The organism is Rhizobium binxianense (genome assembly GCF_028994275.1).
GTDB lineage: Bacteria > Pseudomonadota > Alphaproteobacteria > Rhizobiales > Rhizobiaceae > Rhizobium > Rhizobium binxianense.
The window spans coordinates 2,348,117-2,371,547 of sequence record NZ_CP118713.1 but is presented as its reverse complement, the minus strand read 5'-3'; the positions used below and the strand labels follow the sequence as shown (position 1 = coordinate 2,371,547).

Annotated in this window: 20 protein-coding genes; 10 read left to right on the top strand and 10 right to left on the bottom strand. The window is 61.8% G+C overall.

Annotated elements, in window-relative coordinates; translation table 11 throughout:
- Position 1: 1 nt before the first annotated feature.
- The 6 genes from PO860_RS11855 to PO860_RS11830 form a co-directional block, all read right to left on the bottom strand.
- Positions 2–1,048, bottom strand: a complete 1,047-nt coding sequence (locus PO860_RS11855; protein WP_273883920.1) for a branched-chain amino acid ABC transporter permease — start codon at positions 1,046–1,048, stop codon at positions 2–4.
- Between the two features lie 3 nt (positions 1,049–1,051).
- The gene (locus tag PO860_RS11850; RefSeq protein ID WP_273883919.1) at positions 1,052–1,948 is read right to left on the bottom strand and encodes a branched-chain amino acid ABC transporter permease; all 897 of its coding nucleotides are present in this window, start codon (positions 1,946–1,948) and stop codon (positions 1,052–1,054) included.
- Positions 1,948–2,859, bottom strand: coding sequence for an ABC transporter ATP-binding protein (locus PO860_RS11845; RefSeq protein WP_273883918.1), 912 nt, complete (start codon positions 2,857–2,859; stop codon positions 1,948–1,950). Before PO860_RS11845 ends, PO860_RS11850 begins: the two co-directional genes overlap by 1 nt.
- 112 nt (positions 2,860–2,971) lie before the next feature.
- Complete coding sequence (sfnG, locus tag PO860_RS11840; protein WP_183606877.1) at positions 2,972–4,081, bottom strand: dimethylsulfone monooxygenase SfnG; 1,110 nt, start codon at positions 4,079–4,081, stop codon at positions 2,972–2,974.
- 28 nt (positions 4,082–4,109) lie between these two features.
- Positions 4,110–4,694, bottom strand: coding sequence for an FMN reductase (gene msuE, locus PO860_RS11835; RefSeq protein WP_273883917.1), 585 nt, complete (start codon positions 4,692–4,694; stop codon positions 4,110–4,112).
- Positions 4,695–4,732: 38 nt separating this feature from the next.
- Positions 4,733–5,083, bottom strand: coding sequence for a hypothetical protein (locus PO860_RS11830; RefSeq protein WP_273880992.1), 351 nt, complete (start codon positions 5,081–5,083; stop codon positions 4,733–4,735).
- A 27-nt stretch (positions 5,084–5,110) separates the two neighbouring features.
- On the opposite strand from PO860_RS11830, the gene PO860_RS11825 reads away from it, so the two are divergent.
- The 7 genes from PO860_RS11825 (at position 5,111) to PO860_RS11795 (ending at position 14,782) form a co-directional block, all read left to right on the top strand.
- The gene (locus PO860_RS11825) at positions 5,111–6,142 is read left to right on the top strand and encodes a helix-turn-helix domain-containing protein (RefSeq protein WP_430523305.1); all 1,032 of its coding nucleotides are present in this window, start codon (positions 5,111–5,113) and stop codon (positions 6,140–6,142) included.
- A gap of 241 nt (positions 6,143–6,383) precedes the next feature.
- Complete coding sequence (locus tag PO860_RS11820; protein WP_273883915.1) at positions 6,384–7,577, top strand: efflux RND transporter periplasmic adaptor subunit; 1,194 nt, start codon at positions 6,384–6,386, stop codon at positions 7,575–7,577.
- Positions 7,578–7,707: 130 nt separating this feature from the next.
- Positions 7,708–8,412 carry an ABC transporter ATP-binding protein gene (locus PO860_RS11815; RefSeq protein WP_273883914.1) on the top strand — a complete coding sequence of 235 codons (705 nt, stop codon included), beginning with the start codon at positions 7,708–7,710 and terminating at the stop codon, positions 8,410–8,412.
- Complete coding sequence (locus PO860_RS11810) at positions 8,409–9,548, top strand: ABC transporter permease (protein ID WP_275031347.1); 1,140 nt, start codon at positions 8,409–8,411, stop codon at positions 9,546–9,548. Before PO860_RS11815 ends, PO860_RS11810 begins: the two co-directional genes overlap by 4 nt.
- 4 nt (positions 9,549–9,552) lie before the next feature.
- Positions 9,553–10,770: an ABC transporter permease gene (locus tag PO860_RS11805; protein WP_273883912.1), complete on the top strand. Its 1,218-nt coding sequence runs from the start codon at positions 9,553–9,555 to the stop codon at positions 10,768–10,770.
- A gap of 445 nt (positions 10,771–11,215) precedes the next feature.
- Positions 11,216–12,703 (top strand): right-handed parallel beta-helix repeat-containing protein, encoded by a 1,488-nt coding sequence (locus tag PO860_RS11800; RefSeq protein WP_183606884.1) that lies wholly within the window; start codon positions 11,216–11,218, stop codon positions 12,701–12,703.
- 594 nt (positions 12,704–13,297) lie between these two features.
- Positions 13,298–14,782, top strand: coding sequence for a right-handed parallel beta-helix repeat-containing protein (locus PO860_RS11795; protein WP_183606885.1), 1,485 nt, complete (start codon positions 13,298–13,300; stop codon positions 14,780–14,782).
- 65 nt (positions 14,783–14,847) lie between these two features.
- Here the strand turns inward: PO860_RS11795 and PO860_RS11790 are convergent, their stop codons facing one another.
- Together PO860_RS11790 and PO860_RS11785 are read right to left on the bottom strand one after the other, a co-directional pair.
- On the bottom strand, positions 14,848–15,129 hold the full coding sequence (locus PO860_RS11790; RefSeq protein WP_183606886.1) for a nodulation protein: 282 nt from the start codon (positions 15,127–15,129) through the stop codon (positions 14,848–14,850).
- Between the two features lie 175 nt (positions 15,130–15,304).
- Positions 15,305–16,081: a dioxygenase family protein gene (locus PO860_RS11785; protein ID WP_273883910.1), complete on the bottom strand. Its 777-nt coding sequence runs from the start codon at positions 16,079–16,081 to the stop codon at positions 15,305–15,307.
- Between the two features lie 333 nt (positions 16,082–16,414).
- Here PO860_RS11785 and PO860_RS11780 point away from each other — a divergent pair, with 333 nt between their 5' ends.
- Positions 16,415–17,995 (top strand): Na+/H+ antiporter, encoded by a 1,581-nt coding sequence (locus PO860_RS11780; protein ID WP_273883909.1) that lies wholly within the window; start codon positions 16,415–16,417, stop codon positions 17,993–17,995.
- 144 nt (positions 17,996–18,139) lie between these two features.
- Here the strand turns inward: PO860_RS11780 and PO860_RS11775 are convergent, their stop codons facing one another.
- Positions 18,140–20,041, bottom strand: coding sequence for a potassium transporter Kup (locus PO860_RS11775; protein WP_275031340.1), 1,902 nt, complete (start codon positions 20,039–20,041; stop codon positions 18,140–18,142).
- A gap of 412 nt (positions 20,042–20,453) precedes the next feature.
- On the opposite strand from PO860_RS11775, the gene PO860_RS11770 reads away from it, so the two are divergent.
- Complete coding sequence (locus PO860_RS11770; RefSeq protein WP_275031338.1) at positions 20,454–21,629, top strand: MFS transporter; 1,176 nt, start codon at positions 20,454–20,456, stop codon at positions 21,627–21,629.
- Positions 21,630–22,118: 489 nt separating this feature from the next.
- On the top strand, positions 22,119–22,541 hold the full coding sequence (locus PO860_RS11765; protein WP_183606890.1) for a TIGR02594 family protein: 423 nt from the start codon (positions 22,119–22,121) through the stop codon (positions 22,539–22,541).
- Positions 22,542–22,577: 36 nt separating this feature from the next.
- On the opposite strand, the gene PO860_RS11760 is transcribed toward PO860_RS11765, so the two are convergent.
- Positions 22,578–23,363, bottom strand: coding sequence for a class I SAM-dependent methyltransferase (locus PO860_RS11760; protein WP_272782277.1), 786 nt, complete (start codon positions 23,361–23,363; stop codon positions 22,578–22,580).
- Between the last annotated feature and the right edge of the window lie 68 nt (positions 23,364–23,431).

Sequence of the window (23,431 nt, the reverse complement as noted above, 5' to 3'; positions counted from 1 at the left end):
CTCAGCCGACGGGTTCGGGCGTGTTGGGCCTGAACCGTCCGGTCAGCCGCCTTGCGAGCGCAGCGAGCCCATCGGGTTCGAGGATCAGGAAGGCAATGATGAGTGCGCCGATGACGATGCGCTGGCTCATGTCGAGCACGCCGGAATCGAACAGATCGCCCAGGAAGAACGATCCGACCCGCGACAGCACGACCGGAAAGACCACCATCAGCGCCGCGCCCAGGAAGGCGCCGCGGATCGTCGCCAGCCCGCCGATGATGACGATGAACAGAATCTGGAACGACCGGTCGAGATTGAAGCCGGCCGGCTCCACCGTGCGCAGATAGGCAAAGGCCCAGAGCACACCGGCGACCCCGATGATGAAGGACGAAAGTGCGAAGGCGAGCAGCTTGGTGCGCAGCACCGGCACGCCAATGATCCGGGCCGCCGTCTCGTTGTCGCGAATGGCGATGAAGTTGCGGCCGGTCTGCGAGGATGCGACGCGCCAGGCGAAGAAGGTCAGCGCAGTGACGACGATCAGCGCGAAATAGTAGCGTCCGGTCGAACTGTCGAAATCGATGCCGGCGATGGTGAGCTTCGGCGCGTCGATCACGCCTGACGGGTTGTCGTTGGAGAACCAGCCGAACTTGGTCAGCGCCCACTGCACGAAGAACTGTGCTGCAAGCGTGGAAACGGCGAGATAGAAGCCGCGCAGGCGCAGGCTTGGCAGGCCGAAGACGATGCCGACCGCAGCGGCGATGCCGCCGGCGAGCGCGATGGAGACAAGAAGCGGCAAGCCTTCGACACGCAGATTGAAATTGAAGGCGGCGAAGGCGCCGACGGCCATGAAGGCCGCACTGCCGAGCGATACCTGCCCGGCATAGCCGGTCAGCAGGTTAACGCCGACGCCAGCCAGCGACAAAGCCAGGAACGGCAGCAGCAGCGCTTCGATCAGATAGCTCGAGCCGATAAAGGGCACGATGCCGAAGGCGAAGACGAGGATGACAAGCGGCGCGATCCAGCCCGGAAATTTTGCCGAAACGATGGGTTGGGAGGTGATGGCAGCCATGGCTCAGACCCTTTCCACGAGCTTCTGGCCGAACAGGCCGGATGGGCGGATGAGCAGGAAGACCAGCGCGATGGCGTAGGCGAACCAGCCCTCGATGCCGCCGCCGAAATATTCGCCGATATAGACTTCGGCGAGCTTTTCCGAGGCGCCGATCAACAGGCCGCCGACGATGGCGCCGGCAATTGAATCGAAACCGCCGAGCACGAGCACCGGCAGGGCCTTCAGCACCACCAGCGACAGCGAGAACTGCACGCCGCTGCGCGCACCCCAGAGAAGGCCTGCGACCAGGGCAACGAGACCCGAGGTTGCCCAGACCGTGGCCCAGATGCGCGGCAGGCGAAGCCCGACGGCGAGTGCCGCGAACTGGTCGTCCGCCACCGCGCGGAAGGTCAGGCCGACCCGGGTATAGCGAAAGAAGAGCGTCAGCCCGATGACCATGAGCGCTGCGACCGCCGAAGCGAAGAGATCGAACTGCGAGATGAAGACACCATAAAATTCGAAGGGCACGTCCTCGATGCCGAGTTCCAGGGCATGGACCTGCGTGCCCCAGAGAAGCTGGGCAGCACCCTCGATGACGTAGGAAAGCCCGAGCGTCGCCATGAACAGCGTGATCGGCGGTTTGTTGACGAGCGGCCGAAGCACGGCGCGTTCGATACCGATGCCCAGCAGCACCATGATGGCGAAGGTGAGCACAAGTGCGAGATAGAAAGGCACTCCGCGCTCGACCAGCGAAACGAATGTGAGAGCGGCAAACAGGAGCAATGCCCCCTGTGCAAAATTCAAGACACCCGAGGTCTTGTAGATCAGCACGAAGCCAATCGCGACGAGCGAATACATGACGCCGGAAAGCAATCCGCCGGTCAGCACCTCGACGAAGAAGAGATAGTCGAAACTTTCCATCACACGTCTGCCTCTTCCTGGTCTTCGCGGGCAACGCCGAGATAGGCGTCGATGACGGCCTGGTCGGCGCGGACTTCCGCCGGCGTGCCGTCGGCGATCTTGCGGCCGTAATCGAGCACGGCGATTCGGTCGGAAAGTCCCATGACCACGCCGATATCGTGTTCGATCAGGATGATCGTCGTGCCGTAATCCTCCCGCGCGGCGCGGACGAAGCCGGCCATTTCCTGCTTTTCGGTGGCGGTCATGCCGGCCATCGGCTCGTCGAGCAGCAGGATCTGCGGATCGGGCACGAGTGCGCGAGCAAGTTCGACGCGCTTCTGCAGGCCATAGGGCAGCGAGCCGGCCAGCCGGTCATGCACATGGCCGAGACGCAGGAAATCGATGACCTGCCGTGCCCGTTCGCGCGCCTCGCGCTCTTCGCGGCGGGCGCGGGGCGAACCGAACGCCTGGCCGATGAACGTCGAGCGGCGCTGGAATGTCAGCCCGGTCATGACGTTTTCAAGAACCGTCAGCCCTTTGAACAGGGCAAGGTTCTGGAAGGTGCGGGCGATGCCCAGCCGTGCGGCTTTTTGCGCCGGCACCTGCTTATAGGTCTTGCCATTGAGGCTGACATCGCCGGCATCCGGCCGGTATTGCCCTGAAATCACATTGATCAACGAGCTTTTGCCGGCGCCGTTCGGGCCGATGATCGCGCGAATCTCGCCCGGCTGGACCGCAAGATCGACATTGACGATCGCCGTGACGCCTCCGAAGGAGAGCGTGATACCCGCGAGCGCCAATATCGGCGGCTGGCTCAGCGCATTGCTGTCGACATTCGCCACGCGACGGGTCGATGGACCGGACACTGGCAGCGGGGAATATTCCCTCACCGCAGAGGTCTCATCAAGTGCCGTGTAATGCGCATTCACCATCGTCTGCTCCGTTGTGCGCAGGAACCGCAGGGCCTTGCCTGCAGACACGCGCCACCATCCGGCTCCCCTGGAATGGGGAGCCGTTCGCGATTTCAATTTGGGAAGGAAGCCGTTACTCGGCGGCTTCCAGCCGCTGATCTTCGATCGCTTCCAGTTCGCGAACGATCGGCAGGACGTGCTTGCCGAAGTATTCCACCTCTTCCTGGAAATGCAGGAAGCCAAGGAGAATGAGGTCCGCGCCCGCCCGCTTGTGACCGATGATGCGTTCGGCCACCTGTTCCGGCGTGCCGATCAGGTTCGAACGGAACCCGTCATTGTATTGCACCAGATCCTGGAAGGTGGACTTCGCCCAGTTGCCTTCGCGCTCCGGCGAGGAATTCCCGGCATTCTGGACCTCGTGATGGAAACCCTTGACCGCTTCCGGAATGGCCTTGTCGAGGATCTCCTGGAGGACCTCCTGCGCTTCCTTCTCCGAAGAGCGGACGATGCCGAAGGCATTCATGCCGATCTTCGTGCGCCAGCTCTTGCCGAAAGCCTTTTCCTTGGTGCGGATGTCATCCACCTGGGCCTTCAGACCTTCCGGCGTATTGCCATTGGTGAAGTACCAGTCGGACACGCGTGCCGCCATGTCGCGGGCCGCGCGCGAGGAACCGCCCTGGAATACCTGCGGAATGCCGCCGATCGGCTTCGGCTTCATCGAATAATCCGTGAAGCGATAGAAATCGCCGCGCAGATTATAGACGTCTTCCGTCCAGATGCCGCGGATCGCACGGATGAACTCCTCGGAGCGACGGTAGCGTTCGTCATGGTCCAGCCAGGGCTCGCCAATGGCGGCGAACTCGCCGCGGAACCAGCCGGAGACGATATTGACGTCGACACGGCCGTTGGTGAGGTGGCTGATGGTGGCGATCTGCTTGGCAAGCAGCGCCGGATTCCATGGCCCGGGCAGGACGGCGGCAATGACGCGGAGCTTTTCGGTGGCCGCAAGAAGGGCGTGGGAAAAGGAGACCGACTCGTGCTGGTTGTCGGCGCCATATCCGGCCGTGAAGCGAATCTGGCTCAAGGCAAACTCGAATCCCGACTGTTCGGCGATTTGGGCGAGCTTGCGATTGTAGTCGATGCCCCAATCGGTGCGTTGTTCGACCGAGCTGATGACTAGGCCGCCCGATACGTTCGGCACCCAGTAGGCAAATTTCAAGGGTTCTTTCTTCGATTGTGACATCGGTCTCTCCGTGCTTATTCGTGATTTGTCAGGCGGTTAGCCGCGATTGTTCTTCTGCGCGGGACAAGGCGAGTGTCCTGGCGTGCGGAAGGATCAGTTCCAACTCGCGCACGGCCGCTCTGATCCGTTTCTGGATGTCTGAACTTGCAACGGCATAGGAGTCGAACTCGCTTTCGAGTGCATAGACCGAAGTTGGCAGCGGCAGTGCCTTGAAGAAGCTGAACAGGGGCCGGAGCTGATGGTCGATCATCAAACCGTGCAACGGCGTTCCGCCCGTTGCGGCGAGGATCACCGGCTTGCCGATCAGCGCCTCATAATGAACCAGGTCGAACAGATGCTTGAACGCCCCGCTATACGAAGCGCGATAGACCGGGGAGCCGACGATGAGGACATCGGCGCTCTCAACCGTGCGCACGATCTCCGCGCCTTCCTCATCCAGTTGGTCAGCCCGCAAGGCTCGAAACAGCGCTGGTGCAGAGACAGCCAAGTCAATGTGCCGTCCAGGGAGGCCAAGTTCGGACTCGATGCGTCGAAGGACGGACGCGACCAGCGCCGATGTGCGGGATGGCGCCTTTACGTTTCCTGATATTCCGACGATGCGCAGTTTGTGCATGGGATCCTCCAATGCATAAAACCTATAAATTAACTAGATTACTGGCAATGAGCTGACCGTCCGATTTGACCGGCGATCGGAATATCAAATTCCAAAGAATGTCCATTTTTAGAAATATTTTCATCTGCCTTCGAAGGTGCCGGCACGTGAAAAGCGGTCGCCGCAACATCCCACGGGCGAATTCCGGCCTTTGGCCAGTTGTCCTTGCCGCGGTCCCTGGCGAATCTCCCGTGGAGGCTTTCGGGGGGAAGGAGTTGGTCGGAGAAGGTGCGCCTCAAAGCCAGATGGGCCGACAAGACATGTCGGCCATCAAAAAAATCCCATCCGAAAACAGGTCCTAAAACATGATGGAGGTCGCGCCGGGTGGCGATCTCGGCAATGATGGCCACCTATTCGTCACCCCGACCTGCCAGGCCATGATCTTCATTCCACTTCCCTTTGTCGTCGCCCTTTTGCTGCTCATCCTCTTCGTCGTCGTCCTCAGACGCGACGAAGAGGATGAGCCCAATCGGCCGTTTCTGGTGCTCATCCTGCTCGCCGCGCTGCAATCCGTCCTCTCCGGCCTGCGCTGGGGCTATGAGGTGCAGGCAATAGGCGTGATCATGCCTGTGATCGCGGCGCTGGTGCCGCCGCTTGCCTATGCCGGGGTCTCCAGGTTGGTGAGGACGAGCCGGAGGCCGCTGCCGCTACGGATCGCGCTGCATGCCGTTCCCACCGCCCTTATCCTGGCGTTGATGGCCGTCTGGCGGGAGGCGATCGATATCGCACTGGTGCTGATCTTTGTCGGCTATGCCCTGGCGATCCTGCTTCTGATGCGACCCGGCGCCGATGCGCTGCGGCTGGCGCCCTTCGAAGGGGCGGTGCCGGCCTATCGGGCGATCATCTTTACGGCCGCCGCCCTGTCTCTCTCGGCCGCAGTCGATATCTTCGTCTTTCTCGATTTCACCTGGGCGCATGGCGAGCATGCGCTGACGCTGATCAGTGTCAGCAATCTTGCCGCGCTCGTCATCCTCGGTACCGCGGCGGCCGCCGCCAGCCGAAGCCGGGCGCCGGCTGAGATGGTGGAGACGGGTCCGCGGCCGGAAACGAGCGAGGACAAGCAGACGATCGCCACGGTCGATGCGCTGATGGAGACCCGCAAACTCTATCGCGACGCCAATCTCAATCTCGACAGGCTGGCACGCAAGGCCGGCATCCCCGCCCGCCAGATCTCGGTGGCAATCAACCGGGCGATGGACAAGAACGTCTCGCAATATGTCAATGATTACAGGATCGGCGAGGCCTGCCGGCTGCTTGCCGCGACCCAGAAATCGGTGACCGAGGTCATGTTCGAGGTCGGCTTCCAGACCAAATCCAACTTCAACCGCGAATTCCGGCGGGTGACCGATATGACGCCGCTTGCCTGGCGGGAGAGGAAGGGCGGGGCGGGGGGCCCTCCGGCTTCCTGAAGTGGCGTATCTCCCTCAGTCTACATTCAGGCAATCGCCCGCCATCGTGGTTCGAGACGGCCCCTCGTTCGTCACTGCAATCGATTCACTGGATCGCTTGCTCCGCTTCGCGGATCGCTTCTCACCCTCACCATGAGGACTGACCCGGGGGCATTGCCGCACCACGTACACAATCGCGATCAAAGACGGCCAGAAACATGTTCGAGGTCGCGGTTTTGCTACCGTCGGCCATTCTGTCGGCATGAACACGACATCAGAACATGACCGAAACCTCGCCGCCAAGCTGAGATCGCTTTCGATCGAGTCCGCGGCCTTCAAGACAGAGCTGCCGGAGCGCCAAGCCCGGCGGCGTGTGATGCCGCTGGTTATGCTGGCGCTTGCCGCGACCGTATCGCTTGCGGTGGTTCTTCTTTCTCGGTCCCAAACGCCGGAGCGCATCGAAACCGTGCTTGCGAGCTTCACGGGCAAGCCTGGGGCGACGACATCGATGGACGGAGCGGAGGCGCCTGCCGAGGGTGTCGTTTCCGAGCAGGTACAGTCACGTGTTGCGGACGGGCTGGTGGCTCCGGCCTCGTCGGCCCGGGAAATCACCGGCTCCGGCTACGTCGTCGCACCCGATATCGCCACCGTCTTTTCGAAATATGAGGGCCGGATCGTCGCGGTCGAGGTGGAGGCGGGGGACAGGGTGGCGGCGGGGCAGGTGCTGGTGCGGCTCGACGATGCCGGCGCGCGCTTTGCGCTTCGGGGGGCGGAGATTGCCGGGCGGGCGGCGGCTTTGGCGCTTGATGCAAAGAATATCGATCTCGCGCAAGCGCGGTCTTCCCTGACGCGCACCGAGCGGCTGGCCGGGCGCGATGCCATGTCGGCGCAGGCGCTGGAGGAGGCGAAAACGGCCGCCGACAGGGCCGAAAATGCCACCCTGCAGGCACGCCAGAATGTCGCCAAGGCGGATCTCGATATCGACAGAGCACGCGAGCAGGTGGAGGCGCTGACCGTGCGGGCGCCGATCTCCGGCACCGTCACGCGGCTCGACGTGCATGCCGGCGACACCGTGCTGTCGCGCGAGGACAGTGTGCGGGAGAATGAAAGCCTGCTTGCGATTACCGACACGGCCAACATGGTCATCGATGCCGATGTGGCGGAGACCAATATCGCGCAGATCCGGCCAGGCCTGTCCGGTGAGGCGGTGCTCGACGGCTTTCCCGATCGGCCCTTTGCGGTCGAAGTGTCGAAGATCGCGCCCATGATTTCGCGGGAGAAGGGAACAGTGACGCTTCGCCTGTCGCTGTCTTCGCCGCCATCCGGCATGCGCCCTGCGATGGCCGCGCGCATCCGGTTGGTGGTGGGGGAAGAGGCCGGCTTGGGCGCCCAGTCACCCGCCCTTGGTCCTTCGAGATTTCGGCCTTTGGCCGCCGCGCCTCGGGATGAGGGCTGATCGGCAGGCCGTCTCTCCGACCTCATCCTGGGGCGCCCCGCAGGGGCTCAAAGGACGAGGTCGGCCTCCGGTTTTCAGGCCGAGAGACTCCGGCCGCGACATCGATAACCCATCAGTAAGGAGCAGAGCAGTGACAGACATTGGGGAATCCTACATCGCCTTGAGGGGCGTCAGGAAGGCATTCAGGATCGGCACGGAGACGATACCGATCTTTTCCGGGCTCGACCTTTCCATACCGCGCGGCGATTTCGTCGCGGTCATGGGACCGTCTGGTTCGGGGAAATCGACGCTGCTGAATATGCTCGGCGGCATCGACAGCCCCGATGGGGGCGAGATCCGCATCGGGCGCAGTCATCTCGAGCAGATGGGTGAAGGCGCAAGGGCTGCCTGGCGGGCGCACAGCATGGGCATCGTCTTCCAATTCTACAATCTGCTGCCGATGCTGAATGCGGCGGAGAATATCGAGCTGCCGCTGCTGCTCAAGCGGCTCGGGCGCAAGGAGCGGCGGGCGCGCGTCGATACGGTGATGGATCTGGTGGGGCTCGCCGGGCGGCAGCGGCAGTTTCCGTCGAGCATGTCGGGCGGCCAACAGCAGCGTGTCGGCATTGCCCGCGCCATCGTCGCCGATCCCGATCTCATTCTCTGCGATGAGCCGACCGGTGATCTCGACCGGAAATCGGCCAATGATATTCTGGAGATGCTGGGCTTCCTCAATCGTGAGCTTGAGAAGACCATCATCATGGTCACCCATGATCCCGAGGCCGCCGCCTTTTCCCGGCGCACGCTGCATCTCAACAAGGGCGAATTCGTCGAGCAGCAAGGGAGGGGCCGATGACCTTCTTCCAGCTCATGCGGCGCAATGCCTGGCGCAAGCGGCTGCGGGCCATTTTGCTGATGTTTTCGGTCGGCGTCGCCTTCCTGATCTACGGCCTGACGGCGAGTTTCGTCAGCGGCAGCCAGGGGGCGGCCGGCGCCAGCGACGACCTGCTCGGCGTGTTCAACAGATCGGGCCGGGGGCTGCCGCTGCCGCTTGCCTATCTCCATCGGATCGCGGCGGAGGGCGATGTCGCGGCCGTCGCCTATACCGCGCGCATGCGGGGCTTCGTCGAGGTCGAGAAGAATGTCGTGGCCATCAGCGCGGTCGATCCGCGGGCGATTGCCGCCGCCAACGGTGCCGAAATCGGGCTGACGCCTGATCTGATCGCGGCGCTGGAAGAGGGGGGCGACCGGGTGCTCGTCGGCAGGGTGTTGGCTGAGGCGCAGGGCTGGTCGATCGGCCAGCGCATCGGCGTCACCAGCCAGATCATGAAGGCCGACGGTAATCGGAACTGGAGTTTCACCATATCGGGCATCTTCGATGGTGCCGATGCCAGCACCGACACCTATTTCATGCTGGCCCGCTACGACATGGTCAATGCGGCCCGCGCGCGGGACAAGGATACGGTCGACGCCTTCGTGGTGCGCCCGCGCGAGGGAGTATCATCCGGCGTGCTGGCGGCGCGCATCGACGCGCTGTTTGCCAATTCGGCGACGCAGACCAGGACGCAATCGGAAAAGCAGTTCCTCGAAGCGTTTCTCCGGCAGTTCGCCGATGTCGGCCTGATCGTCAGCCTCGTCGTCGGCGCCGCCTTCGTGACGATCCTGATGATATCGGTCAACACCATGCTCTTCGCCATCAGCGAGCGCCGCTTCGAGATCGGCGTGATGAAGGTGCTGGGCTTTTCCCGCGGGCGGATCGTGGCGCTCATTCTCGGCGAGACGCTGTTTATCTTTGCCGTCGGCGGGGCGGGCGGGCTCATTCTGGCAAAGCTCGCAACGCTGGTGATCGGGCCGGAATTCGGCCTCGTCTTCAGCCGTGAGGTGCTGCTGAAGTCCGCCGCGATCATTGCGGGGCTTGGCTTGCTGACCGGCCTGCTCCCCGCCGCCAACGCCATGCGGCTGCCCATCGTCAACGCCTTCAGAACGAGATAAACCAATGTCATCAGCGCTCAAGCAGACCTTTCTCATGATCAGAGGCAATCTCGGCAGCCTGCCCAGGCGGCTGTGGATATCGCTGTCGGTGGTGCTGTCGGTCGCCCTCGTAGTAGCAGTGCTGTCGGGCTTTCTGGCGATGGCGCGCGGCTTCGAGGCCGCCCTTGCCGGGGCCGGCTCGCCCGATATCGCCGTCATCCTCGGCGGCGGCACCAACCAGGAAAGCGGCTCGGACGTGCCGGCCGATGCGATCCGCAGCCTTGCCGCCATGAGCGGCGATATGGGGATTGCTCGCAACCCCGGGAATGCGCGCAACAGTGCGGGCGGGCTTTCGCTGTCGCGCGAGACGGTCGTTCCGATCGATATCAGGGGAAGCGACGGCGGCGAGCAGACGCTGTCGCTCAGGGGCATGGATGCGGGAGGGCCTGGCCTGCGCGAGCGCGCCCGGCTTTCTCAAGGCCGGCTGTTTTCGCCAGGCGCACGCGAGCTCGTCGTCGGCGCCCGCATCGCCGAGATGTTTTCCGGCTTTGCCGTGGGTGAGAAGGTGCGGCTCGGCGCGGTCGACTGGACGGTCGCCGGCCATTTCAGTTCCGGCGGCAGCGCCTTCGAGTCCGAGATCTGGGCCGATCTCGAAGCGGTGCAATCGGCCTTCGACCGGCAAGGGCAGGTGCAGAGCCTGCGGGTGCGGCTCGATGGCGCCGGCGGGATGGCGGCATTGCGTGGGCGGCTTTCGGGTCTTTCCGGTCCGGCGCTCGCTGCCGTTTCCGAGGCCGATCTTTATGCGGCGCAGGCTGCGCGTACCGAGAGTCTGATCCGCCTGTTCGGCTGGCCGATCGCGCTCTTGATGGCGGTGGGTGCCACGGCAGGCGCGCTGAATACGATGATGAGCTCGGTTTCCGACCGCGCCGTCGAAATGGCCACGCTGCGACTCTTAGGCTTTTCCCGCCTGCCGGCCTTTGCCGCGACCTGGATGGAGGCGATGCTCTTGTCGGCGGCGGGGGCGGTCGTCGGCGTGATGGGCTCGCGGCTCGCTTTCGATGGCTGGCAGGCGAGCACGATGGGCGCCAACAATACGAAGATGGCCTTTCAGCTCGAGGTGACGCCTGATGTGATTATAACCGCCGGGCTGTTGGGGCTGGCGGTCGGGCTGATCGGCGGCGCTTTGCCGGCGCTGGCGGCGACGCGGCAGCCGTTGGGGGCGGCGTTGCGGGCGAGGGGGTGAAATCGCCTCGTGATTATCACCCGCCCTCTTGGTTCGAGACGGCCCTTCGTTCGTCACAGCAATCGATTCACTGGATCGATTGCTCCGCTTCGCGGATCGCTTCTCACCCTCACCATGAGGGCTGATCGGTGTGCCATGCCGCTGTGAGATGAGCGCAAGCAAAGGGCAGAATCACCTGCCGCACAGCCTGAAGATGAGGTGCGTTCCTCCCAGCTTCCTCGATTTATTCGCCTCGAAGTCGCTGTTTCTCGGCCGAAGTTGAAACTTTCGAGCCTCCGACCGGCGCCCGCTGTGGAAGACGGCCCAAGAACCGGCCGCTGCCCCATTGACAACATTTTGTCGCCTTTCTTGCCGTGGACGGTTGCTCCCGCCGCGTCCGATCGGCCGATCCCGGTCGATCTTCACGGCGACATAGCGATCCGACGAACAGGGCAACATTGGCGATATGACAATCTACTATGTGAACTCAGCGACTGGCTCCGACCGCAACAACGGAACCGGCCAGAACTCGGCTTTTGCGACTTTGTCCAAAGTGGAATCACTTAAGCTGAAACCGGGCGACAGCGTGCTTCTTGCCAAGGGAAGCGTGTTCAACGAGCAGTTTGATATCAAATATTCCGGCACCGAAAGCGCGCCGATCAAGATCGGCAGTTACGGGACGGGGACAGCGCCCGTCATTCACAGCGGCGGCGACGGCATTCACAGTCTTTATGCCTCGAACATCGTCATCGAGAACCTCAAAATATCGAATACCGGGACCGCCGGCATTTATGGCGGCAGCGTCACGAACTGGACGGTCCGCAATGTCGAGATCACCAAGACGGGAATGTCGGAAAATGCCGGCGCCGTCACCTTCCGCAGCAGCACGAACATCACGGTCGAAGACAGCAAGATAACCGGGGTCAAGGGCGACGGCTTCTGGATCGAGAAGGTTGCCGGTGTCAAGCTTCTCGACAACACCGTCACCAGCGCGAACGGCTCGACCGCCGATGCCGTGCAGGTAAACGACAGCAGCAATATACTGATCAAGGGCAACCATCTCGACCAGACCAACGCCGATAGCCCCAAGGGCGTGATCGCGCTGGTGCGGGCCACCAATGCCGTGGTCGAGGACAATGTGCTCACCGGCGGCGGCTTCGGTATCAGCGCGCCGGCCGGCAAGAACGTCGCTATCCGCGACAACGACATATCCGGATTTCACGGTTACAGCTGGTCCTTCGCCGTCGGCCTCGGCGATCAGGGCAATGCGCGGGACTATGATATTTCAGGCAACCACATTCACGACGGCGCATGGGGTGTTGCCATCAGCGACGCCAGCGGCACCAGCTATAGCCGCACGAATATCAAGATCCACGACAATGTCTTCGACGACCTCTCGCAGGCGGCGCTGAAGGTCGATAGGCCGGCTTCCGGCTCCTTCACCAACAATACGATCGAGACCGGCACCAAGGCCACCGCCATATCGCCTTCCATCGTCGACGCGCACACCTTCACCGTCAGCAACAACCATACGGTCGCCAATGTCGAGACGGCACTGGCGAGCCCGGTTGCGAAGACTGCCGGAGTCACGGAGGCGTCCGCGGATCCGGCTGTTGTCGCCGTCCATGACAATTTGAAGATCTTCACCGATACGGGCGAGGCCCATCGCGGCAATCTTCTCGAAAACGACAGCTCCGATAATGGAACCCTGGCGCTGCGCCGCTTCGGGGATGAAAGCGTCGGCAAGCACGGCCTGACGCTCGCCGGAGAGTACGGTGACATCCACGTGGACCGGGAAGGCAACTATGCCTACACGCTCGATGAAACGAAGCTCCCTGACCATGGCGGACATGTGAGCGAGACCTTCAGCTACGGGGTCAACGATGGAACCTCGCAGCATAGTGATGGGGATACGCTGACAGTCTACATCCATCTGGATGGCCTGCTGAGGTGAGAGTGCGGGCTGCAATTGACACAAAGAGAAATCCCGGAAAAATTCCGGGATTTCATGGGCCGCCGTCAGCCCCCGTCCGGAGCGCAGACGCGTTTTTTCAAGCTCAACCGTAAGTTTTCGCTGGCCGCTTCATTGCTGCGGGATTGGATTCAGGCAGCGACCGAATGAGCACAACCTTCACCGCAGCTGCAACCCGATCGCGCATTGGCGGAGTACCGCCTTCCAGGGCGCGCACCTCGTCCTTGCCCGCGGAACGTTGCAGTGTCTCATGATGAACCGCCGCTGCATTCAAATGCACCGGAAAGCCTGCAAAAGCGTGTTCATTGTCATCTCAGGTGACCATTGGTCGCGGTCTGCGATACGGTTCGTTCACCTTTCGATCGTTGTTCTGTAGATTGTTTTCGTATAAGTTGTAGTCTCTAATATACCGCCACCGCCAGGCGTTTCTCGGGAGCAAGGCAGGCCCATAGGGTCTGTCAACCGCCGTGAAGGCAATACCGAAGGCCCTCTTGATGGCCTTTAACCCCGACCGCATCCGATCCACGCGTTGCAGCCGCTCCAGACGGCTGCGCGGCAATTCGAGAACAAGGCGATATGGCAATCTATTATGTGAATCCTGCGATAGGCTCCAACGGCAACAATGGAACGAGCGAAGACACGCCGTTTGCATCCTTCTGGGCGGTGGAAAACTTGAAGCTGCAGCCCGGCGACAGCGTGCTGCTCGCCGCCGGAAGCGTGTTCAACGACCAGCTCGACCTGAAATATTCCGGCACCGCCAGCGCCCCGATCACCATCGGCAGCTATGGGGTCGGCGATGCGCCTGTTATCCATAGCCCCGGCGACGGCATTCACAGCCTCTATGCATCGAACATCGTCATTGAGAACCTCAAGATCTCGGACACGGCGGGCGCGGCCATCTATGGCGGCTATGTTTCGAACTGGACCGTCCGCAATGTAGAGGTGGAAAATACCGGCAGTTCCACCAAGTCCGGCTCCGTCACCTTCAGGACCGGTTCGAACATCACCATCGAAAACAGCACGATCACGGGCGTCAACGGCGACGGCGTCTGGATCGAAAAGGTCAACGGTGTCAATTTTCTCAACAACACCGTCACCAACGCCCACGGCACCGCGGCAGATGCCGTGCAGATGAACGACAGCAGCAATATCGTCATCAGCGGCAATTACCTCGACCAGACGGGCGCCGCGACGCCGAAGGGCGTCATTACGCTCGTCCGGCCGGTGAATGCCGTGGTCGAGGATAATACGCTGATTGGTGGCGGCTTCGGGGTCAGCGCCCAAGCGGGTACGAATATCGCCATCCACGACAATGATATTTCGGGCTATGGCGGTTACAGCTGGTCCTACGCCATCGGTCTCGGCGACCAGGGCAATACGCGCGACTACGATATATCAGGCAACTATATCCATGACGGCGTATGGGGCGTGGCGGTCAGCTCTGCCGGCACGACCAGTTACGTTCGCGAGGGTATCGAGATCTACGGCAACGTCTTCGACGACCTGTCGCAGGCGGCGCTGAAGGTCGACAGACCGGCATCGGGCTCTTTTCATGATAATGTCATCGCCAGCGATGTTACGCCCTACAGCATATCGCCGGCCATCATCGCCGCGAACACCTTTCCCGTCAGCAACAATACGACGCTCGATGAGGCCCAGCTTGCGATCCTTGATAGCCACGTTGCGGGAGATACTACGCATGCGGACGCGACCCCGACGATCGTCGCAACGCATGACAGCCTGAAAATCTCAGCCGAAACGGACGGCGCCCATCACGGCAATCTCCTCGAAAACGACAGCTCGGCCAATGGGATCCTGCTCCTTCGCCGCTTCGACGGCGAATTGGTCAACAAGAACGGTCTGACGCTGACCGGCCAATACGGCACCATCCATGTCGACGATCACGGCGACTATAGCTACACGATCGACGCGACGAAGCTCGCCGGGCTTAGCGGTGAGGTGAGCGAGACCTTCCAGTATAAGATCTCCGATGGGGCCGCGCATCATTTCGACACGGATACGCTGAGCATCTCCATCCATGTGGATGACGTGCTGACCTGAACAGGGATGCCGGCAGCAAACGGCGCCTCGCCCGGTTCGAGGCGCGGCGGTGGAGAGCACATGTCTCACCGGTCGTCGAACAGGATCCTGGTGACGTCGATTTCGATTTCGGCGCAGATGATCTCGTATTCGGTGATGATCGCTGGATCGGCCGACATATCCCTACGCATGCGATCTAGGGCGGCGCAGGCCTCGCCATAGGCTGCGCACAGTTCGTAAAGATGGGGCCGCCTCGCCGCGGTCACCCTGATCGTTGCCCGCGTCGCGGGCAGCCGCATCATCAGCCTGGCCAGCCCCTGTTCGGCGGCCTGCCGGGGAATGTGTGCTCGGCCTTCTCTCCTGACCATGCCATCAACCCTCGCCTTCGTTCTCCTGTCCTGAGGGTTAGTACGCACGAATACTGCATCTGGTTTCATGCCGGATGCAGGATTGATGCGACTGCCACGCGTCTTCCGCTGCGCTTGGCATGGCGACACGGAAGGCCGCAGCCGGCGATTGTCGGCTTTCTCAGCCGCTATCGGCTCAGGAAGAGAGGCCGATGGTGATGGTGGCGGACAGCACGCCGCCGTCGAGTTTCTCGAAATCGAATATGTGATCGGCGGCGTCCTCGGGGAAGATGCCGTCCTCGTCATTGCGGATATCGCGGGCAGGGCGCCCGAGATAATCGGGATGCTCGCCATAGATGATGTCGCTCAGCGTATCGTCGAAATAGATCTGCCTGACGAGAAGCTCCTTGCCGTCGAACAGGATGCGACAGTGAACATGCGGCGTGCGGCCCTTGTACCATCCGGGATAGGCCGTCAGGAAGCTCGCCTGGCCGTTCCCGTCAGTCAACTGGCGGCCGCGGAAGGCGAGCCCGCTGATCGCCTCGGCATCGCCGAGTGTACACATCTCCGCAGCCTCGCGGCCGGAATAGACGCCACGGCGATCGGTATGCCAGATTTCGATATCGGCGTTTTCGACCGGCCGGCAATCGGCTGCATGAACGATCCTAACGGCCAGCCGCAAGGGCAGTCCGGCCTTTCCTTCCGAGACGTCCTGACGGACGGGAATATTATTCACGTGGCAGGGACCAAGGGTCTGGACGAGGGGCGCGACGCAATTCGGATGGGTGCGGAAGAGCGGCGCGGGCAGTTTTTCCAAGGCGATCGACTTTGTGCCGCCGCTCAGGAAATCCGTTCCCTTCCAGTCGAATGCCCTGGCGGCGACGGTGATATGCCGCCGTGGCCAGATCGCCACCGCAGCCACGGAGGAAGCGACAATGGCCGCGCCCCCAAGCACGAGGGTCCGCCTCTTCATATATCTTCCTCCTTTGCCTCAAGACGCCGGTGTAAGGAGGATGCCCAGCAAACTCCAATTAAATCCAGGCAATGTCGACGGCAACGCGATGTCTGGCATCAAATGCCTGCCGAGACAGTAGGCTGCGGTCCCGAGCGGCATTCCACGCGGCGCATTGACGAGAAAGCGTATTCTGCCGATGCTAGCACATGGACGGTTTCTAAGGCGTCCACCGGGTTCGTCGCGAATATACAGGGTAACGCTTTGAATTATTGTATAATTCTTTGAATCGACTCCAGATTTGAATTATGCAGCAGGCATCCGACATCCGTTGCTGAGCGGGGGCAGAGGCAGATGGAACCAACCCACTTATTCGAGCTTGTCATCGCGATGTTTCTCGCGATCATCGCGCTGCATTATGCCGCCCACAGGCTTGGATTGCCGCCGTCCGTCGCGCTGCTGACCGGTGGCTCCTTGCTGGCCTTTGTGCCGGGGCTGCCGGCGATATCGGTCGATCCCGGGCTGGTGCTGGTCATCTTCCTGCCGCCGCTGTTGATGGACGGCGCCTGGTCGATCGCGCTGGCGCGGCTGCGGCGTCATATGATCGGCATCGCCTCGCTCGCCGTCGGCGCGGTGCTCTTCACCTGTGCCGTCGTCGCGGTTGTGGCCCATTTCCTCTTTCCCTCACTTCCCTGGGCGGCCTGCGCGGCACTTGGCGCCATCGTTGCGCCGCCGGACGCGGTTTCGGCCCGCGCCGTGCTGGAGCGCGTCAGGCTGCCGCGGCGGCTACAGATTTTGCTGGAAGGCGAGAGCCTGCTCAACGATGCGAGCGGCCTGGTTCTCTTCCGTTTTGCCGTTGCCGCCGCCGCAACGGGAGCGTTCAGCGCGGGGGAGGCCGTTGGCAGCTTCTTCGTGCTGGCGCTCGGCGGCGCCATCGTCGGCATCGTGGTCGGAGCGGCATGGGTCAAACTCATCCGGCATCTCGGCGACGACTATCTCATCATCGCAGCCACCGTGCTGCTCGGCTGGATTTCCTATCTGCTCGGCGAGCTGCTGCATGTTTCCGGCGTCATCGCCACCGTTACCACCGGCTTGATCGCCTCCTGGCACCAGCACACCGTATTTTCAGCGGCAACGCGCATGCGCGGCACATCGTTCTGGACGGTGATGATCTTCCTGATGGAGGCTGCGGTCTTCACCTTGATCGGGCTGTCGCTCCGGGATGTCGTCGAACGCGGTGGCGGCTTGACCACCGTGATCGCGACGCTGGGACTGCCGATGCTGGCGATCCTCATCACGCTGGTGGTTGCGCGTTTTGCCTGGGTCTTCGCCTCCGACTCCGTCATCAGGTTCTGTGCTGCCCTGGGGTTCACCCGCGCCCAACCGCTCGGTGTGGGTGGTGCGACCGTGCTCAGCTGGGCGGGCGTGCGCGGCGTGGTCACGCTCGCCCTGGCGCTGAGCCTGCCTGAGGGATTTGCGGGCCGTGACTTCATCCTCGCCACCGCATTTGCCGTCATTCTCGGAACCGTGCTCGTGCAGGGCACGACATTGGGGCGGGTGATTGCCTGGGCGCGGCTGGCGCCGGAGACGGAAAGAGCGCGCCTGACCATGAGCCAGGCCGAAGCCGCCATGGCGCAGGCGCAGTTCGGGACCGTCCAAAACCTGGCATATGACGCAGAGGGGAAACTCATCCATCCGCAATTGCTGGAGCGTTACCAGCGCCGGGCTACGTCGATCGTCGACTATGCCGAGAGAACCGAGCACTACATACCGGTGCTGCATGCGCATTTCGACGTCGTTCTCGAAGCGGTTGCAACGGGACGCCGGGAACTCATCCGCCTCCACCGCGCCGGCGAGATCGATGACGAGACGTTGCGGGAGCTGGAACGGGATCTCGATCTCGAGGAACTGAGCGCGATCTCGGCCAAGGCCTGAGGGGCACCGTCATCATGCTCTAGAGCATTTCCGTTTTTCTTCGAATCACGAAAATGCTCTATCTCTTTGTTTTCACGCAATTCCCGGCAAAAGCGTTTCACGCTTTGCCTGGCAAAACCGCTGCACACTTTTGCTGGAATTGCTCTAAATGGCGATCTGCTCGCCGAGTTCGACGACGCGGTTGGACGGCAGGTTGAAATAGTCGGAAGGATCGATGGCCAAGCCCTCCAGCGCCATGAATATGCGCTCCTGCCAGGCGGGCAGCCCGGTGTTCGGCGTCCTGACGAGGTTCCGGCGGCCGAGATAGAAGGAGGTCCTCATGATCTCGAACTTGAAGCCGCCCTCACGACAGAGAGCCAATGCCCTGGTGACATCAGGGTCGTCCATGAAGCCGAAGGTGATGTCCAGACGGACGAAACGCGGCGACAGCTGGCTGATCTTGATGCGGCGGCTGTCGGGAACATAAGGTTCGTCTTCGGTCCACACGGTCAGGATGACGTTCTGTTCGTGGAGCACGTGGTTGTGCTTGAGATTGTGGAGCAGAACATTCGGCGTGCGATCCGGGACGCTGGTCAGGAAGACTGCCGTTCCCGGAACGGTGACCGGCGAATGGTCCGATTTTCGCTCGATCGACCGGATGAAGGACTCGAGCGGGATCTCGTTGTTGGCCCGCAGTCTCTTCAGATAGGCTTGGCCTCGGGTCCATGTCCACATGAGGATCATGATCGCCAGCGCAAGAGCGACCGGGACCCAGCCGCCATCGTAGATCTTCAGCAGATTGGCCGCCAGGAACATGACTTCGATGGTGAAGAGCGGCAGTAGCCAGGCGGCGGCGAGCACGAGGGAGTAGCCCCAGACGACCCGAAGGAACTGGAAGACCAGCATGGTCGAGATGACCATGGTTCCCGTCACCGAGATGCCGTAGGCCGTCGCCAGAGACTCGGAGTCGCCGAAGGAAAAGATCAGCATCAAGACGCCGACCAGCAGGAGAAGATTGACGGCCGGCACGTAGATCTGGCCGGTGTTCGTTTCCGACGTGAACTTGATCCTGAGCCGCGGCAGGAAGCCGAGGTGAACCGCCGAGCGGGACAGCGAAAATGCGCCTGTTATCACCGCCTGGCTGGCGATGATCGTTGCCATCGTCGCCAGAAGAACCATCGGCGGCAAGGCCCAGTCGGGATACATCAGGAAGAAAGGATTGCCGGCCGTTTCGGGATGAGCGAGAACGAGCGCCCCTTGTCCAAGGTAGTTCAACAACAGTGCCGGAAAGACGAGCACGAACCATGCCATCTGGATCGGGCGGCGGCCGAAATGCCCGAGGTCGGCATAGAGCGCTTCGGCGCCCGTCACTGTCAGAAAGACGGCGCCGAGCACGATGAGGCCGACGCTGCCGGCATGGGTTAGGAACAGGAGTGCATTGACCGGATTGAGCGCGGCCAGAATTCTCCAGTCGTCGCCGATATGGATCAGGCCGCCCGCTGCCATGGCCAGGAACCACAACACCGTGATCGGACCGAAAAACGTCGAAACAGCAGCAGTTCCCCTCGACTGGACTGCAAAGAGAACGATCATGATCCCCGCCGACGCAAGTGGGACGTATTCGGCAAAGGCGGGTGTGACCAATTTCAAGCCTTCGAGCGCCGACATGACGGACAGGGCAGGCGTAATCATCGCATCGCCGATGAAGAGGGCTGCGCCGATCAGGCCGGCGAAGAAGAGCACCGGCACATTTCGCCCCATCTTCTTCATCAGGAGGGCGAGGAGTGAAAGCGCGCCGCCTTCGCCGTCATTGTCTGCCCGCAGCAGGAACAGCACATATTTGAAGGTCACGATGATCGTCAGAGTCCAGACCATCAGCGAAATGAGACCGATGACTTCGGCCTCGTGTACGCCATCGGCGGCAAAGGGCCTCAGTGCCTCGCGAAACGCATAGAGCGGGCTGGTGCCGATATCGCCATAGACCACGCCGACCGCGCCGACGACCAGTCCGATAAAGCCCTTTCGGTCGGCACCTTCACCCGTATTGTCTCTATGCGTCGACGCCATGGTTCCCCGCTTATGCCCCTTGCCTATGAACACAAACATATGCCGCATTGCAGAACGGCAAGTAAATTGATGCGGGTGTGAATTTTTTGTGGGGCGGAGCGGCGTGGGGAGGGGCGGGTGTATTGATCGTCGGCGGAGGTTTGCGGATGAACGGCGCCAGCGTAAACGGCGAGGCAACGCAGCTTGGTACGCCGACGTCCAGGATGGCGTCATCCGGCTGTCCGTCGGCAAGAAGCGCACGTTCTCCTTCAATCAGCGGCGTCATCATCATGATGACAGGGGCTGTCAGCAATGGTGGTCGACAATGCGGAACCGCGGGTTTCCGAGCCAGTCGCCATTTCGTCGGAATGTCCAGCTATCCCACGGGGGATAGTTGAGCTTAATCCCGCCAATCGGAGCAGAGTCCCCCGAGATGAAGCCGCACCATCGTATTTTCTTCATTCAGTTCGCCGTGGCCCTTTCCGTAGGTGCGTTTCTCTCACGGTTGCCTGACCTCCAGCTCAAGTTTAGCCTGACCGAAGGAGGGCTGGGTCTTTTGCTCGCCATCATGTCCCTCGGGGTTCTCTGCGGCTTGACGTTCGCGGCGAGGTTTACCGAGAGGCTTGGCGCGCGCGCAACGGCTTTCGTCACCGTCTTTGGTGCGGCGTTGTTTTATGCGCTGATCCCCTGGATGCCTTCAGTTCCCCTGGCGATGCCATTGTTCTTTATTTCAGGCGTTTTCGCCGGGGCATTCGAAATCAACGCCAATATCGAAACCGATCGCCATGAGGCGCTGCTCGGCTACCGCATCATGAGCCGGGCTCACGGCATGTGGAGCCTCGGCTTCTGCATCACCGCCCTCGTTGCCGCTGGCATGCGGCAGGCCGCCGTCTCCATCGAACTGCATAGTTTTATCGTCCTCGTGACGGTCTTGATTGCGGGATCGATCGTTTTCTCCGGGATCGAGAATGCGCCCCGGCGGCATGACGCTCACCCCGGCGATGCTCCGCTCGTCGCTTTTCCGACGATCGGGCTGCTGCCCCTTTGCCTCATCGGCGCAGCTCCGCTTCTCGCCGAAGGCGCGAGCGTCGATTGGTCGGCGATCTATATGCGCGACGTATTCGCGGCCGAGCCATTCATCGGCGGGCTCAGCGTGGCCATTTTCTCCGCGTTCATCGCCATCGGACGGTTGGCTATGGACCCTGTCATCGACCGCTTCAATCCGCGCCCGGTCACAATGACTCTCCTCGGGATCGCGGCCATCGGTCTTGTCATGGTTGCGATGGCGGCACACCCTGTTGTCGCGCTCGCAGGCTTTGGCCTGACAGGGATCGGCTGCTCTTCGGTCTATCCGCTTGCCATCTCGGCAGCGGCCCGGCGCACGGATCGACCCGTATCGGTCAGCGTTGCAGCGCTCGGGCAAACGACGTTCCTGGTGTTTTTCGCCGGGCCGCCGCTGCTCGGTTTCGTCGCCGAACACTTCGGTATCCGCTTTTCCTACTGGGTTGTCGTCCCGGTCATCGCCGCCGCACTCCTGGTCACCAGGGCGCTTGCCGCTGCTTCTGCCCCGGTCACCGGCCAGCCCGAACCGGCGCAGCCACACGGTTGACGCGCCGCGGCGTCCTCAAGTCCTTCAGGTCTGCAACCGGCAGGGGTGACCACCGGCTTTCGCTGGTGAATGGAGGGAGCAATGTATTTCCCACCATCTCTAAGTATTACTAACAGCCGTTGTAACTATAGCTCATATAGGTGAGGGCGTGGGTCTCGCACTGTCTTCAATTCTTGGCGAATAGTCTTGCCGCTCAAGCACTTGCGGGCATGGTCAATCATTCTCTGAATGAACTTGGTTTGGGTAGCGACACTCAAGTCCTTCGGCCCGGAAGGCAAGGGTTCCATGGGTTTTCGATGGTCTCGTCAGGCCGAAAAAAGAGGCTTGTCGGCTACCGGCTGCGCCTTTGTTCAGACATGCTTTCGCCGTCAAAATGCCAGTATTAGTTGTTTCTAAATCACGCCATAATTCGCATCTACGTTGCCGCGCCTGTTTTATTCTTCGCCACATTTCGGAATTTCAACATTATACAAACAATGGTGGGTAACTATGAAGGTTATTCTCGTCATCGTCCTCACGGCACTTGCCGTGCCCTGTGAGGCGGACATGCTGGGCACGGCATCCAGGTATAAAAGCATGCACGAACGTTCGATCTCCTTCCTCAGCATCAATCCGCGCAGAGTATCGTGGTGCGGGGCGTTCCTGGCCTTTGTCGCCAAGCGATCGTTCCGGCAGCCGCCGCCCAACCCCAACATGGCGGCGTCCTGGAGGAAATTCGGCAAGCCGGTGTTCTTCCGCGCCGCCAGGCGAGGGGATGTCGTGGTGATCCGCACCGGCCGGCGCTTTCATGTCAGCCTGTTCGATCACATCGACCAGCGCCGGCAATATGTCTATCTGTTCGGCGGCAACCAATCCAACCGGGTTCAACTGTCGCGTTATCGTGCCAGTTCGGTGGTCGCCGTGCGACGATGAAGCCGGTCAAACCTCGACGGCGGTGGGAAACAGGCCCTATGCCTTGCGTGCCCTGATATGCAGGAAGATCGGCGCAATGCGGGTGTCGGCGACGATTGGTTCGGCCAGCGCCACCTCGACTGAAGCCCTCGGCTCGCCGAAGGCCTCGATCGCAAGCCCCGCTTCGACGATCATCGACACCCAGGTCGACAGCGTGCGGTGAAAGCGCGGGATGGCAAACGGCGTTAGCGTCGCGCGTTCGGCCTCAGGGATGGAGGAAAAGATCCAGCGCTCGATGCGGCCGTCGCTCTCGTCGAAATAATCGGCGATCTCGACCGCGACGCGCTCGCCCGCCTCGTTGCGGATATTGCGCCGCGTCGGCGGCATGAAGCAGGGATGCAGGATCGAAAACTGCAGGAAGCCGCCGGGTTTCAGGATGCGGTGGATGCCCTTCAGCACCTCGCGCTGGTCGGCCATGTCCATCATCGACATGAAGGCGGTGACGAAATCGAAACTCGCCTCGGGGAAATCGATACTCTGGCCGTCGCCGAGCACGTAATTTATGCCGAGCGGCGCTTCTGCCTCGCTCTCGCGGGCATAGCGAATGAAGGTCGGCGCAATGTCGAGGCCGGTCATGCGGGCACCGAGACGGGCGACGGTGCGGGTATTTGAGCCCTCGCCACAGCCAAGGTCGAGCCCGGTAAGGCCTGCCACTGGCGGCAGAATCTCGAGGAAGGCCGGCGTGTTCAGCGCGTCACGATATCTGTCGTAGCCGGCGCGGCTATAAATCGTCCAGGTCTCGGCATTGCTCTCCCAATGGGCGGCGACATCGTTGGCGTTCATGGCTCTGCTCCTTGCTCGATCGGGACGGGCAGGGAGCTATAGGCGGAGCGGGTGACAATGGGAAGACG

Excerpts from the sequence above, each read along its gene's own strand:
- PO860_RS11855 (WP_273883920.1), bottom strand. The coding sequence starts at position 1,048 with ATGGCTGCCATCACCTCCCAACCCATCGTTTCGGCAAAATTTCCGGGC.
- PO860_RS11850 (WP_273883919.1), bottom strand. The coding sequence starts at position 1,948 with ATGGAAAGTTTCGACTATCTCTTCTTCGTCGAGGTGCTGACCGGCGGA.
- PO860_RS11845 (WP_273883918.1), bottom strand. The coding sequence starts at position 2,859 with ATGGTGAATGCGCATTACACGGCACTTGATGAGACCTCTGCGGTGAGG.
- sfnG (WP_183606877.1), bottom strand. The coding sequence starts at position 4,081 with ATGTCACAATCGAAGAAAGAACCCTTGAAATTTGCCTACTGGGTGCCG.
- msuE (WP_273883917.1), bottom strand. The coding sequence starts at position 4,694 with ATGCACAAACTGCGCATCGTCGGAATATCAGGAAACGTAAAGGCGCCA.
- PO860_RS11825 (WP_430523305.1), top strand. The coding sequence starts at position 5,111 with ATGATCTTCATTCCACTTCCCTTTGTCGTCGCCCTTTTGCTGCTCATC.
- PO860_RS11820 (WP_273883915.1), top strand. The coding sequence starts at position 6,384 with ATGAACACGACATCAGAACATGACCGAAACCTCGCCGCCAAGCTGAGA.
- PO860_RS11810 (WP_275031347.1), top strand. The coding sequence starts at position 8,409 with ATGACCTTCTTCCAGCTCATGCGGCGCAATGCCTGGCGCAAGCGGCTG.
- PO860_RS11805 (WP_273883912.1), top strand. The coding sequence starts at position 9,553 with ATGTCATCAGCGCTCAAGCAGACCTTTCTCATGATCAGAGGCAATCTC.
- PO860_RS11800 (WP_183606884.1), top strand. The coding sequence starts at position 11,216 with ATGACAATCTACTATGTGAACTCAGCGACTGGCTCCGACCGCAACAAC.
- PO860_RS11795 (WP_183606885.1), top strand. The coding sequence starts at position 13,298 with ATGGCAATCTATTATGTGAATCCTGCGATAGGCTCCAACGGCAACAAT.
- PO860_RS11790 (WP_183606886.1), bottom strand. The coding sequence starts at position 15,129 with ATGGTCAGGAGAGAAGGCCGAGCACACATTCCCCGGCAGGCCGCCGAA.
- PO860_RS11785 (WP_273883910.1), bottom strand. The coding sequence starts at position 16,081 with ATGAAGAGGCGGACCCTCGTGCTTGGGGGCGCGGCCATTGTCGCTTCC.
- PO860_RS11780 (WP_273883909.1), top strand. The coding sequence starts at position 16,415 with ATGGAACCAACCCACTTATTCGAGCTTGTCATCGCGATGTTTCTCGCG.
- PO860_RS11775 (WP_275031340.1), bottom strand. The coding sequence starts at position 20,041 with ATGGCGTCGACGCATAGAGACAATACGGGTGAAGGTGCCGACCGAAAG.
- PO860_RS11770 (WP_275031338.1), top strand. The coding sequence starts at position 20,454 with ATGAAGCCGCACCATCGTATTTTCTTCATTCAGTTCGCCGTGGCCCTT.
- PO860_RS11765 (WP_183606890.1), top strand. The coding sequence starts at position 22,119 with ATGAAGGTTATTCTCGTCATCGTCCTCACGGCACTTGCCGTGCCCTGT.
- PO860_RS11760 (WP_272782277.1), bottom strand. The coding sequence starts at position 23,363 with ATGAACGCCAACGATGTCGCCGCCCATTGGGAGAGCAATGCCGAGACC.